Below are 14059 nucleotides of genomic sequence, written 5' to 3' on the forward strand. Positions count from 1 at the left end.
GGGGTTTGGGCACTGTTTTTATTATTATCTAAGCAAAAAATTAATAACCCCTATTTATCAGTTAGTTAACGCTAAAATAATTTACTTTTATTATGAATGTCTATTAACCGTTTAATCTTGGCTATTTTGTTTATGGTGGTTGGTCTATATATAGTAGTGTTCAGCTATATATGACAACTTTATAGCTGAACTGTTTATAGACCAACTATATTATAGCTTACCAACCTTTTTAAAGAATTCCCTATAAGCCGCAACCTTTTTATCTAACGCCAAAGGATAAGCCCGCGAGGTAGATGGCAGTCTATATAAGGTTAAATCATGACTCTCAGACTTAACACTGTTATCGGCGCATTTATAAGGAAAGTCGATATGTTGATTGGTCTTGGGGTATTTTGATTTAGCGGGTGGCGTATCCAGCATATTAAGCAATACCTCGGTTGCTTTGCCACCCGTGGTAAATAAGGCTTCAACCTTTGGAACTTGCGTCAATATCTTATCTAGTGCAATAGGAGTGACAACGGTAAGGTATTTATCAGAAGCATTTCCCGTTTCTCGAATCGCTTGTACTACTGTTGGACAAGAGGCGATGCCGCGCTCGAACATAAAATCTCTGATACGCTCAGGGTCGAAGCGCTTTTCCTTCCCTACTCTAAAATAATCGGCATCGTCAAAAAATACGCGGCCATAAATGCGCCACATATCATTTTGAAAATTGGGGTAATGGAATCTCATTGCCCATTTATCTGCTGTGGGCGGAAAGCTACCCATCATCATTACTGTTGCATCGGGCGGCAATACAGGGCCAAAAGGGTGGGTTTCGATATCTGCCGTTTCGGTCTCTAAATCTTGTGACCAGATAAAATTGTTAGCAGGTTTTGATTGATTGATGTGAGTATTCGATGGGGTTTTGGTCATGATATTCTTCATCAGAAAAGGTGTTTTTTTGGTATCATAGCAGGTCTAAACACTGCTTCGCTTATAAAGGCTTTATATAGTCAAACAGGCTTAGCCTAAAGAGTCGACTTAAATAGAAAGATGAGCACGTTAAACGTATCTAGCTTGCTTGATTATTGAGTCTCTAAGCTTACTATTTGTATGCTACATAAATGGTTAAAGTGCGGTAAGTGTTTGTATCTTTTATACTAATGGCGAACGCAGTAATTGCGCAAGCATAGCCCAAAAACGAAGAGAGTTCTTATGAGTGACTTAAATAGCGACCTACAGATTACGGTAATCGATCATCCACTAGTCCGTCATAAACTCAGTCTTATGCGCGAAAAAGACTGTAGTACTTATAAATTCCGCACATTGACCAAAGAGCTTGCACGTTTGATGGCGTATGAAGCAAGCCGCGACTTTGAAATTGAAACCTTCCCCATGCAGGGTTGGTGCGGTGAAATTACTGGTGAGCAAATTATCGGTAAAACCGCAACGATTGTACCGATTTTACGTGCGGGTATTGGTATGCTCGACGGCGTACTCGATTTGATTCCTACAGCGAAAATTTCTGTGGTGGGCTTGCAGCGTGACGAAGAAACCTTGCAGCCTGTACCTTTCTTTGAAAAATTCGTCAGCCACATGGACAAACGTCCTGCGCTTATTATTGACCCAATGCTAGCGACTGGCGGCTCAATGGTTGCGACTATCGAGATGTTAAAGAAAAATGGCTGTACTAATATTAAAGCCTTGGTATTAGTGGCTGCACCTGAAGGCGTTCGTTTGGTCAATGAGGCGCATCCTGACGTGACTATCTATACCGCAGCGCTCGACAGTCATTTGGATGAGCACGGCTATATCATCCCAGGTCTGGGTGATGCTGGTGATAAAATATTTGGTAAGCAACTATCAAATAGATAACTTTCAATCTCATTATGATTGAGATAATAGCTATTAAGTTGAAATAGATAAGCCAAAATATTTAAGCTAAGCAGTCGTCATAACAATTATGATAAAAACAATAGGGTATCAACGATAAGGATAAACAATGAACGTATTGATTACAGGAGCAAGCGCGGGTTTTGGTAAAGCGTTGGCTGAGCGTTTGGTTGCAAAAGGACACCGCGTGATCGGCTGTGCCAGACGCCTCGATAAGTTAAATACTTTAGCAGAAACCCTCGGCGAGTCGTTTTTGCCCGTTGTGATGGATGTCAGTGACACGGCTTCTATTCCGCAAATCATTGCTGAGCTGCCAAAAGAGTTTAATCAGATCGACGTATTAGTCAACAACGCAGGGCTCGCACTTGGTACAGAGCCTGCACAGAGTGCCGATCTCGATGATTGGATGCGTATGACTGATACTAATGTCAAAGGTCTGATGGCGCTGACTCATGCAGTCCTACCAGCAATGGTGGCGCGTGATAGCGGCTATATTATCAATGTTGGTTCGATTGCCGGTAGCTGGCCTTACTTTGGTGGTAACGTCTATGGCGCGACCAAAGCATTCGTCAAACAGTTCAGTTTGAACTTACGGGCAGATTTAATTGGTACACAAGTGCGGGTGACCAACCTTGAACCGGGTAATGTTGCGGGGACTGAGTTTTCAAACGTACGCTATCATGGCGATGATGATAAAGCTGCCAAAGTTTATGATGGCTTTAAAACCATGACCGGCGACGATATTGGCGATATCTTATTATGGTTGATTGAGTCGCCTGCGCATATTAACGTCAATCGCTTGGAAGTCATGCCTGTTGCACAAACTTATAATGGATTGACGATTGCCAAGCAAGAGTCTTAAGGCTTAAATCTATTCTCAAGTTTATCAACGTAACTCGTAAGTCCGAAGCAATATAGCACCCTCTATATTGCTTCTTTTTTTGGCGATGACATTCTTCTCATTTACCAAGCGTAAATCCTGAAAACCTAAAATCAATACCTCATTTCGAATACGGTCACTGGTGCGTTTATTGTGCCTGATGGGAAATCCTAATACTTGCTGACCGGTGATTGTTATCTGATTGATGATGGTCATTGGCTGAGTTGCTGTAGATTTTTTACTTATCTTTTGAGCGTTGATTATGGCAGTAGCAGGATTGACCGTAGTGATTAACACCTTTGTTTGCCGAATGCTTTTTGACAAACTCCCTACAAAAAACAATACCTGCTCTAGTGGTAAATACTGCGCATGACGCATCAATTCCTGACGAAATAACGCCGGCATATCTAGATTAAAGCTGTCCTCTGTTTGCTGATAAAACGCCGTAAAGTTACGATGAAGGTAGCGCCCAAATACAGTGGCATTGATCCATTCTTTATAAGTTGCATTTGCTAATAATTGCGTCGTAAAAGCAGCAGCGTCAGGTGTAGTATCTGTCGTAAGCATCGCCAAAATTAAAGCTTGTGGATTTATAAAAGCCTGCTGCTGCCAGATTTGTGGATAAAGACTGCTATCAAGTAGTGGTAAGGTGGACTTGCCCATAAGCTAACATCCTTATTAACATCAAACCTATTATACGACTACTATATTATTGATTACATGGGTTAGCTATTGAATATATGCCAGACCGATTTTATGCTATGGTCAGCTTAACTGCTTTAATATAGCAGTCTTTGATGAGTGAGATAAAGACTTTTACCACAAGGCATTTAGGCTAAGACGTTCTGATAAAAACTAAGATGGCTTAATAAAAATAAAGCGACAATATCATATGAAAACCAAACTCCTGAGCCTACCCGCTAAGTATCAATTACACACAATAAATATCGCTACAAATGACGGCACGCTACTGCCGGTTTCTGTCATAGGTAATGGCAAGCCTGTCATGATATTGCATGCTTATGGTATGGATGCGCGTGAGTTCTTGCCGTTTATTTTACCGTTAACTGGCAAATATGCATTTTATCTGCCGCATTTAAGAGGGTTTGGCGCTGCAAAAGATATCAATATGACCCAGTTTGATTTTGTACGCCAGTATGCTGACGATATGCAGGTTGTGATTGAGCAAGTTTGCCTGACGCGCAATATAGAGACATTACCCGTTGCCGCTATCTCGATGGGCGCACAAGTGATGTGGGCATATTTTGAGCGTTATGGTATATCACGAGTCAGTCGCTATTTAAATATAGACCAAAGTCCTGCTATTCATAATCAGTCTGACTGGCAAGGTGGGCTGTTTGGCGCGCGCCAGCAAGAAGTGTTTGATATTTTTCATGAGGTAGTGGATATGACGCTGCCTTATGCTGACCTTGATAGCTTTACCCATCTGCCTTTTGCGCTTAAACGTCGCGTTACTGACGTCGAACGCCTGTTTTCATTGTGGTCGGTAAATCGTCCACGCTCAAAAGCCATCGTACAGGTGCTAACCCATCAAAACGATCATAAGTTGGTGTTTTATGAACATCAGATTTGGCAACATAAGATGCGCTGCTTACAAGCCTATTTGGCATTGCCCTATGATTTTCGGGGTGCGATAGACCGTGTCACTATTCCAGTGGTTAACCTTATCGGTGGTCGCTCCAAGTTATATAATTCGACATGGCAGCAGAAAATTACCCAGATGCTACCCGATGCAAGCGAAATCGTCTTACCTCGCTCAGGTCATGCCGTACCGATGGATGAGCCTGTTGGGTTTTATAAAGTATTAAAAGAGTTTTTGCAGGGTTAGTGCTAAGGCAAAAAAAGCGACCTCAATGGGTCGCTTTTTATTTGGGTAATAAAATCTAAGCTTTTTGAATCTTGAAAGGATTAGTCAGCCAATGCTTTAATCAACTCAAATCTAGGTGCTTCTTTACCGTCACGCATCACTGTTTCTGCAAACATTGTAAGCGGTCGAACCCAAACGCCATACTCACCGTATAGACAGCGATAAACGACTAACGCTTCTTCAGTTTCGGAGTGCTGCGCAGTGTGTAAAACTTGATATAGATTGCCTTTATAATGGCGGTAAATACCTTGGGATACGATAGTTTTTGTCATGATTTCATCCTATTGTATATCTTAAATATACGAGCTAAATACTGTCGCAGTATATTCACATAGAAAAAGCAAACATAGTTGATTTACTTTAAAACCGACACGAGTACTACTGGAGTAAATTTTTCGCAGTCTCTGTCACGCCTGCGAACAGCAAACAAGAAAAATTAGCACCAGTAGTACGGGATTATTAACCCACCGTCACTTTCGCATAAGCCTTTTTACCTGCTTGGATAACAACCGTTTGCCCAGCCGTTAAGCTAAAGCCAGCATTGACGACGTCGCCATCTACTTTTACCGCGCCACGCTTAATCATGTCTTTAGCAGACGAGCTATTTTTTGCCAGTCCAGCTTGGTTTAGTACTTGGGTAATAAATAATGCTTCAGCACCTGCCAAATCTAACGTTACCTCGGGCAAGTCCACTGGTAATTCGCCATCGGCAAGTACGTTACCCGCAGATTTATGCGCATTAGCAGCAGCATCGGCATCGTGGAAGCGTTCAATCAACTCTTCGGCAAGGACACGTTTAATCTCTTGTGGATTGCGACCATTTTCCATCTCACTCATTAAAGTTTCGACTTCTTCCATCGGCTTAAAGCTTAAAAACTCAAAATAACGACGAATCAAGGTATCTGGCATCGAGAGGATTTTTTGATACATGGTACCTGGTGCATCATAAATACCCACATAGTTATTCAATGACTTAGACATTTTATTGACGCCGTCTAGCCCTTCCAAAATAGGCACCGTGATACACACTTGCGGCTCTTGACCATAACGACCTTGCAAGGTGCGGCCCATCAAAATATTAAAGGTCTGATCAGTCCCGCCCAGCTCGACATCAGCTTCTAAGGCGATAGAATCATAACCTTGCACCAACGGGTATAAAAACTCATGGATAGCGATTGGCGTTTGCGCTGCATAGCGTTTAGAGAAGTCATCGCGCTCCAGCATGCGCGATACGGTCAACTGGCTAGACAGCTGAATCATATCGCCTGCTGACATGTCATTAAACCATTCAGAGTTAAAGACGATGCGGGTTTTTTCTTTATCTAGGATTTTAAAAACTTGCTCGGCATAGGTCTGAGCATTGACTTTGATTTGCTCATCGGTCAATGGCGGGCGCGTGCTGTTCTTGCCAGAAGGATCACCAATTTTGGCGGTATAATCACCGATTAAAAAATAAATCTCATGACCTAAATCTTGGAAGTGCTTGAGCTTATTAATCAGCACTGTGTGCCCTAAATGCAAATCAGGCGCAGTAGGATCAAAGCCTGCCTTGATACGCAGTGGACGGTTTAGCTTAAGCTTAGCAACTAAATCCTCTTCAGACAGGATTTCTTGTGTGCCGCGCTGGATAAGGGCAAGCTGTTCTTCTAGGGTGTATGAGTGGTCGGTCATTTCGCTCTCTTTATTGTCTTTATCAAATTATTAATACCTTCAGAAGCTTTAGAACCTCGATGGCAGATAAAAAATGTTAGAATTTGGCAGATATATTAGCGTTTTTTAAGGTAAATTGCCATGAGTAAGCCCATACCCGCCACTGTTAATACCAATACCGCCCATCCAGATGCCAATTCTGAGCATAACGATGAATTAGATTATGCTGCCCTAAGCGAAGCACTCGAACAAACTGTGTTTGAAAACTTCGATGACGGTTTATATATTGGTATGATGTCAGGGACCAGTTTGGATGGTATGGATGCCGTAATTTGTCAGTTTTCTGACTTTACTGATAGCGATTCTGACTCCAGTTGTGTATCCAATGCTCCTATGCAATTAATAGCAACGTACAGCCAAGACTTCCCCCCACGTTTGCGTGAGGTATTATTGGCGTTATGTCAGCCCAATGGTGTCAAAGACTTGATGCCGAAAATTGATGAGCCTAATAGCGAATTAGACTGGTTCGGCTGGGCAAGCCGTGAGTATGGCGAATTTGCTAGCGACGTGGTCAATACATTATTGCAGCAAGCGGATATTGATGCGGAGGCGGTACTAGCAATTGGCTGTCACGGACAAACGGTGCGTCATCGTCCACAAATGGGTTTTAGCCTGCAATTAGTCGATGCCAATATTATCGCTGAGCGCACTGGCATTAGTGTGGTCAGTGACTTTCGTCGCCGCGATATGGCGGTCGGCGGTCAAGGGGCGCCCTTGGTTCCAGCTTTCCATCAAGCATTATTTGCGACGCCTGATAGCACCCGCGTATTACTCAATTTGGGCGGCATCGCTAATATAGCGGTCTTGCCAGCACTTTCTGCTGATAATAACAATCAAAGTAGCAATCAAAGCACTAATCACAATAGCGATCACCCTACTTATCAACAGACAGCTAGCGTCGTTGGTTATGATACCGGTCCTGCCAATTTGTTATTGGATGCATGGACCACACTGCATACCGATAAGGAATACGATGCTGGGGGCGCCTGGGCACAGTCTGGGCAGGTCGTCGAGCCGTTACTTAATCAACTTTTAGAACATCCATTTTTTGCTAAAGCTTATCCAAAAAGCACTGGTCGTGAAGACTTTAATTTAGCATGGCTACAAGATGAGCTACAAAGATTCGACCAAGCGTCTGCCCATACGCGCTATTCGTCAGCGGATGTGCAAGCGACGCTCACTGAGCTGACAGCCATCAGTGCCAGTGCGCAAATCAACCTGTTTATCAAAGCAAATGAAGACAGTTCGGTATATGTCTGCGGTGGCGGCGCGCTTAACGATTATTTACTCACGCGTTTACAAGCACATCTGCCCCATTGTAGGGTAGAAACCACCACAAGCTTAGGGCTTGATCCAACTTGGGTAGAAGCGGTTGCCTTTGCTTGGCTAGCAAAACAAACGCTGATGGGCGAAACAGGTAACCTACCAGCAGTAACAGGGGCAAATAAGGATGTGGTATTGGGGCAAGTTTGTTTTGCCTGATGGGTTAATATTTTTAGTTTACACACGTGCACTTATGTGTTTTATAATGGCTCATGAATCACCCTCTTTTTAGGACTCGTAAGTACAGGATATATCGCATGAGCCAACACAGCAATTCACCAACCGATTCACTTATCGACCAAGCTACGAACGATACCATGAATACTCCTAACGCAGCACAGACAAAAAAACGCCGGAAGCCCCCACATTATGAGCGCTCTGATGATATGCGTGTGGTGGTGACTGGTATGGGCGCTATTACCCCGCTTGGTCTGGATGTCGAAAGCACATGGACAAAACTGCTCAATGGCGAAAGCGGTATTGCTAAAATTACTCACTTCGATGCCACTGATTATCGTGCGCAAATTGCTGGCGTGGTCAAAGATTTCGATGCCAAGCAATATATGAATGCCAAAGACGCCCGCCGCTATGATGAGTTTATGCATTATGCGGTTGCCGCCTCTTCGATGGCATTAAAAAATGCGGGTTTTATCGATGAAATAGGCGCGGCTGATGCTCCTGTACACAATGTGGATCAAGAACGTTTTGGCGTTATTTTGGGCTCAGGTATTGGTGGTATCCAAACCATTGAAAACAGTCGCGATACGCTGCGAGAAAAAGGCGCTACAAAAGTTTCACCCTTTATTATTCCAGGTTCTATTGTCAATATGGCTGCGGGTCTGGTAGCGATTAAGCATACGCTAAAAGGTCCAAACCTCGCGACGTCAACTGCATGTACTACGGCCACCCATGCTATGGGGTTAGCGGCGCGCTTGATTGCTTATGGTGACGCTGATGTGATGCTGGCTGGCGGTAGTGAAAAAGGCTCAAGCCCGCTTGGTATCTCAGGTTTCGGTGCCATGCATGCCCTATCGACGCGTAACGATGAGCCAACCAAAGCCTCGCGTCCATTTGATAAAGGTCGCGATGGTTTTGTACTTGGCGATGGTTCGGGTGTGGTGGTGTTAGAAAGCTTAAGCCATGCCAAAGCACGCGGTGCAACCATACTCGCTGAGCTGGTTGGCTTTGGTATGAGTGACGATGCGAGCCACATTACTGCACCTCCAGAAGATGGTAGCGGTGCGGCACGAGCGATGACAAACGCCTTAAACGATGCGGGTATTGAGCCATCGAAAGTTGGCTACGTCAATGCCCACGGTACCAGCACCCCTGCGGGTGATGTTGCTGAATCGATTGCGATTGAAACCGTGTTTGCTCCAGTGAAAGACCGCATCTTGGTTAGCTCAACCAAATCGATGACCGGTCACTTGCTTGGCGCGGCTGGTGGTATCGAGGCGATATTTACCGTCCTTTCACTACAGCACCAGCAGGTACCACCGACGATTAATCTAGATAATGTTGAGGACAACTGTAACCTCGACTATGTCGCCAATCAATCACGCAAAGTCGATGACTTACAATATGCTGTGACCAATAGCTTTGGCTTTGGCGGTACGAATGGCTCGCTAATATTTGCGCGCTGGCCTGTCAAACAGTAACGTCTAAAAGCTCACAACGTTCGTCGTTGTAACTTTGGTGTCAAATTTGCTACGTTTGTCCACTTGCAGCCCCTTATCGACCTTGCGTATGATAAGGGGTAATTTTTAGAATATTTATGGACGATACCATGTCAAGCTACTCATTTTCACATCAATTTTACCAGCGCTGGACGTGTGCGCCTGAGCCTATTCGCGCAGCAATCACCCAAGAGCTGAAAGATATCACCACCCTACTGCAAGCTGATACACCTTTTGAAAGTTTTGTTTTTAACACCCATGATCTAGACACGCATGTCGATGAGCTTTACGAAAATCATGAGGCTGAACAAGCAATTGCCAATGCTATTGCCGACAAACAAGCCCAAGAACAGGCGGCTACAGAAAAGCGGCGTTTAGAAGAAGAAGAAGAAAAACAAGCCGCTGAGGATGCCAAGCGCAAAGAAGAAACCAAAGCAAAAGAAGAAGCCAGACTTCATGAGCAAGCAGAGGCCACTAAAAAACAGCAGGAAGAGAACCACCCTGAGTCGGCCACCGCTATTGATACAAATGCCACAGAAAAGGTAAGTGATAATAGCAGTGTCATTAATAGTGTTGAAAAGAAGGTCTCTACAAATATAGCGACTGCGCATATGACCATTAGTGAGTATGCCAATACCATTGATGACGGCAGTACTGATGACAACCGTAATACAGCTGACAAGCGTGCCAAAAGTGATAGCAGTATCAAAGCCATTAATGATAAAGCCAGTGCAGCGATTAGCTTGGCCTTAAAAGATACAAAATTGAATAGTACGCATCAAGAATTGATCCGCGAGTTAGAAATGCAGATTGATGACTACTTAAGTGATCAAATGATGCTAATGTCAGAAAACTTAAAGTCTTGGCTACGTGCCGAGATGGCTCAGCATTTAACCGAGGAAGACAACGCTGTCACTGATGATAGCGTAGCGAAAAAATAAATCTAGTCTCTAAAATACAATCTTTAAATAGCAAAAGCCCCGTTAATCGATTAACGGGGCTTTTGCTATTTCTGGTTTATAGGTAGAGATTTCCGCTTTAGATTGCTTGCGTACGCTCGGTTAACCACTCAAGCGCGGCACCGTCAACGCGGTCTTTTAGCTCGGCATAGACTTGGCGATGATAATCGTTCAACCAATCAATCTCTACTTGGTTCAATAATGCAGGTTCAATTAGACGTGTATCAATTGGGCAATAAGTGACGGTTTCAAAGCTTAAGAAACTCCCAAACTCTGTCTCAGTTGGATTGCTAACTGGCATATTTACCATCAAGTTTTCAATACGAATACCCCACTTGCCTTCGCGATATAGACCCGGCTCATTACTTGAGATCATACCTTCTTTCATGGCACGCTCTTTTGGCGTACTGGCACTATAAGCGATGACTTGTGGGCCTTCATGGACGTTGAGAAAATAACCAACACCATGACCCGTACCATGACCATAATCCATCTGTGCCTGCCATAATGGCGCACGGCAAATCGCATCAATCAATGGTGAGGCGATACCATCAGGGAAGCTTGCACGCGCTAAAGCAACGTGGGCTTTGAGCACCGTGGTAAAGTCACTTTTGTGATTGCTGTTTACTTGGCCGATGCCGACCACGCGGGTGATGTCAGTGGTGCCGTTTTGATATTGGGCGCCTGAGTCGATTAACAATAAGCCACCTTCGCCTTCGTTCACATCAAGGTAGCTGAACTTCTCTGGCGTTGCCCGGTAATGCGGCAAGGCACCGTTTTCATTAAAACCTGCAATCGTTGGAAAGCTTGGTGAGACATAATTCGGCTGCTGACTACGTACATCAATCAGCATACTATCCACATCTAGCTCACTTAGACGCTCACCTGCATTGAGACGCTGCTCAAATGCGGCAAAGAACTCCGCTAATGCCGCCCCATCTTGGCGCATCGCTTCACGTACATGGTCAATATCAGAGTCAGATTTAACCGACTTGAGCAAAGTACTGGGTGCCATCTGCTCGATAAAGCCTACACCATCTGCCATTTTAGATAGCGTACCAACGGCGACTTTACTCGGGTCTAGTAATAATAAATCCTCTGCCGTCAATGTTGCTAACGCATCCTGTACAGCGTCATAAGCAGCAAGAGTAATACCGCTGTCTTTTAAACTTTGCGCAATCTCGCTACTAACCTTATTATTATCGACAAACAATGTCGCACTGTTTAGAGCATCTGAGTCAGCATCGATAAGCATGTGCGACAAAAATATTGGATTATAATTGACATCAGCACCGCGCAAATTGGTCAACCATGCAATATCATCTAAGCTTGAAAGCAAGTGATGTGTCGCTCCAGCATCTACCATACCAGCACGCACTGCAGCAAGTTTTTCGGTAGCAGATTGGGCGACAAACTGTGCATCGTGCGGATATAAATTAGCAGTTGGCAACGCTGGACGATCTGTCCATATTGCTGTCAACACATCGCGCTCAGTGATGAGGGTAATGTCATTGGCATCAAAAGCATTTAACAGTCGATCTTGCTCAGCAATAGACAACACATTGCCATCGACTGCCACACTATCACCTTCTTGCAAATGCTTAGCCAACCATTCGATATGGTTCGGCTGACCAGGCGCAAGCTTCTCTAAGCTGATGCCCGTTCCTTCTAGTTGATCGGCAGCGTGTACCCAATAGCGACTGTCCGTCCACAACCCAGCAAAGTCAGCGGTGACAACCAGTGTACCAACTGAGCCTGTAAAGCCTGACAACCATAAACGCGCTTGCCAATATTCTGGCAGATACTCAGATAAATGTGGATCCGCCGATGGGACGATAATAGCCGTGAGGTCTTGTGACGCCAGTTCCTGACGTAGGCTATCGATACGATCGTGGATGGTTTGTTTATTCATTGAATATTTCCTTATTGATTTTAAAAAATTAGATTTGAAGAAATACGACTGTGAGGCGACTATGGTTAGTCGTCTTATTTGTGCGAGTAATTTTTACGCGTTATTGAACGGTTATATTTAAATATGAATGAACGGTTCAATATCGTGAGAATTAAATCTATATGAAATAGTTAGATAATTTAGGCTAACTTTTAATAAAGCAGAACATTACTAGATGTTTGGGCAGAAAATAGGCTTTCAATAGCTTGTGGCAAATAACTCACTAAGTGAAACAATAAAATGTGCTACCGATAATAGTAAAACATCTTTTCGTCCACCCTACCATCTAGCATTTATCGCAATGCTACTCATTAAAATTAAGGGGTTTTAACTTATAAATTCTAACCTAGATGATTCATGAACCAAGCTTATCTGCCTGCTCACTTTTTACCAGCATATTATTAATAGGTTTTGCCAATATTAATAATACCACTGCCGTCACCACCAAAAAGATGGTCATCGTTGTAAATAATTTTGGTAAACCTTCGATTTTATCCGCTGAAACGTGTCCACCGAAAAATGCAGCAACCAGATTACCCATCGCCACAGAAGCAAAGAATAGACCCATCATCTGACCTTGCATACCTTTTGGTGCCAGCTTAGTCATCGATGATAAACCCACTGGGCTAAGTGCCAATTCACCCAAGGTTAACAGTAATAAACTCCCTACTAGCCATAATGGAGATGCCAGGCCACCGTCATTGGTTAAAATACTCTTGGAGGCAAAAATCATCAACGAAAAGCCTGCAGCGGTAATTAACATACCAAGTGCAAACTTGGTCATACTACTAGGCTCAATACCTCGCTTACCAAGTTTGACCCAAATAATACTGACGATAGGTGCGAGCATTAAAATAAACAGTGGGTTCAACGATTGGAACCAGATACTAGGTATCTCAAAGCCTAAGACATTCAGATCGGTATAGCGATCGGCAAATAGGTTAAAGGAGGTCGGCTGCTGCTCAAAACTTGACCAAAATAGCGTCGAGCCAATAATTAAAATAAAGCAAGTGAGCAAACGCAGCTTGTCTGTCTTGTCCAAGCGTGGCGAGACAAACATAATCGCAAAGTAGCCTATCACCACCGCTGCAATGATATAAGTCATATACTCTGCGACCATTTCAGGACTAAACGGTATCATGCCACTCGCGACCAAAACAACAATCGCTGCCAATAACGCCAAGAAACCGATAACCCAGCGACCTATGTTTTTATAGCGGCCATTGGCGTACTCCCATTCGGGCGTAATATTTTTGGCTTGTGCATAGTGAGTTAAGGTCTTTTGGGCAGAAAAACGATAGATCAACAATGAGGCCAGCATACCAAGACCGCCTACCTCAAAACCGACATGCCACATGCCTTTTTCTTTAAATACCCCAACAATCAGCGCCGCTAATAGTGCCCCGATATTGATTCCCATATAAAACAAAGTAAAGCCGCCATCACGGCGCACGTCGCCTTTAGTGTACAGTGCCCCCACCATGACAGAGATACAGGTTTTAAATAACCCCGACCCTAAAACAATACATATCAAACCAACAAAAAATAGCGTCATGCCAAACATTGCCGACAACGCAATACATAAATGACCGAGGGCAATAATAATGCTGCCCCACCAAAGAGCGCGTTCTTGGCCGAGCCAGTTATCCGCCAACCAACCGCCCGGTACTGCGGCTAAGTACAATGAACCAGCAAAAATACCGTAAATAGCAGAAGCGGTGACTTCATCGAAGCCAAAGCCACCACTACCGACGGTCGCTACCATAAATAGTACTAATAGCGGGCGAATACTGTAAT

General features: G+C 44.0%; 12 protein-coding genes. 6 read left to right on the top strand and 6 right to left on the bottom strand.

The genetic code is table 11. The features are described 5' to 3' along the window. Nucleotides 1-210 precede the first annotated feature (210 nt). Nucleotides 211-915 carry a DNA glycosylase gene (locus tag ACT3TU_RS11550; RefSeq protein WP_225735346.1) on the bottom strand — a complete coding sequence of 235 codons (705 nt, stop codon included), beginning with the start codon at nt 913-915 and terminating at the stop codon, nt 211-213. A gap of 282 nt (nt 916-1197) precedes the next feature. Between ACT3TU_RS11550 and upp the strand changes: the two genes are divergently transcribed. Both upp and ACT3TU_RS11560 read left to right on the top strand, forming a co-directional pair. After that, entirely contained in the window at nt 1198-1857 is a 660-nt protein-coding gene (gene upp, locus ACT3TU_RS11555; RefSeq protein ID WP_192524332.1) for a uracil phosphoribosyltransferase, read from the top strand. Nucleotides 1858-1984: 127 nt separating this feature from the next. Beyond that, nucleotides 1985-2737, top strand: a complete 753-nt coding sequence (locus ACT3TU_RS11560) for an SDR family NAD(P)-dependent oxidoreductase (RefSeq protein WP_192524333.1) — start codon at nt 1985-1987, stop codon at nt 2735-2737. 24 nt (nt 2738-2761) lie between these two features. On the opposite strand, the gene ACT3TU_RS11565 is transcribed toward ACT3TU_RS11560, so the two are convergent. Next, nucleotides 2762-3418, bottom strand: a complete 657-nt coding sequence (locus ACT3TU_RS11565) for a hypothetical protein (protein ID WP_192524334.1) — start codon at nt 3416-3418, stop codon at nt 2762-2764. A 229-nt stretch (nt 3419-3647) separates the two neighbouring features. Between ACT3TU_RS11565 and ACT3TU_RS11570 the strand changes: the two genes are divergently transcribed. Beyond that, nucleotides 3648-4604 carry an alpha/beta fold hydrolase gene (locus ACT3TU_RS11570; RefSeq protein WP_192524335.1) on the top strand — a complete coding sequence of 319 codons (957 nt, stop codon included), beginning with the start codon at nt 3648-3650 and terminating at the stop codon, nt 4602-4604. 80 nt (nt 4605-4684) lie between these two features. Here the strand turns inward: ACT3TU_RS11570 and ACT3TU_RS11575 are convergent, their stop codons facing one another. Together ACT3TU_RS11575 and tyrS are read right to left on the bottom strand one after the other, a co-directional pair. Further along, complete coding sequence (locus ACT3TU_RS11575; RefSeq protein WP_192524336.1) at nt 4685-4915, bottom strand: DUF1653 domain-containing protein; 231 nt, start codon at nt 4913-4915, stop codon at nt 4685-4687. A gap of 187 nt (nt 4916-5102) precedes the next feature. After that, entirely contained in the window at nt 5103-6314 is a 1212-nt protein-coding gene (gene tyrS, locus ACT3TU_RS11580) for a tyrosine--tRNA ligase (protein WP_192524337.1), read from the bottom strand. Between the two features lie 120 nt (nt 6315-6434). On the opposite strand from tyrS, the gene ACT3TU_RS11585 reads away from it, so the two are divergent. From ACT3TU_RS11585 to ACT3TU_RS11595, 3 genes are all read left to right on the top strand, one after another. Then, the gene (locus ACT3TU_RS11585) at nt 6435-7835 is read left to right on the top strand and encodes an anhydro-N-acetylmuramic acid kinase (protein ID WP_192529545.1); all 1401 of its coding nucleotides are present in this window, start codon (nt 6435-6437) and stop codon (nt 7833-7835) included. Nucleotides 7836-7993: 158 nt separating this feature from the next. Then, the gene (gene fabF / locus ACT3TU_RS11590; RefSeq protein WP_263972270.1) at nt 7994-9334 is read left to right on the top strand and encodes a beta-ketoacyl-ACP synthase II; all 1341 of its coding nucleotides are present in this window, start codon (nt 7994-7996) and stop codon (nt 9332-9334) included. Nucleotides 9335-9462: 128 nt separating this feature from the next. Next, nucleotides 9463-10293, top strand: coding sequence for a hypothetical protein (locus tag ACT3TU_RS11595; RefSeq protein ID WP_225735347.1), 831 nt, complete (start codon nt 9463-9465; stop codon nt 10291-10293). Nucleotides 10294-10390: 97 nt separating this feature from the next. Here the strand turns inward: ACT3TU_RS11595 and ACT3TU_RS11600 are convergent, their stop codons facing one another. Further along, nucleotides 10391-12223, bottom strand: coding sequence for an aminopeptidase P family protein (locus tag ACT3TU_RS11600; protein WP_444784404.1), 1833 nt, complete (start codon nt 12221-12223; stop codon nt 10391-10393). 394 nt (nt 12224-12617) lie between these two features. Then, the coding region (locus ACT3TU_RS11605) for a peptide MFS transporter (protein ID WP_444784405.1) at nt 12618-14059 on the bottom strand (1442 nt) is incomplete at its 5' end.

The organism is Psychrobacter sp. AOP3-A1-26, assembly GCF_052378235.1.
GTDB lineage: Bacteria > Pseudomonadota > Gammaproteobacteria > Pseudomonadales > Moraxellaceae > Psychrobacter.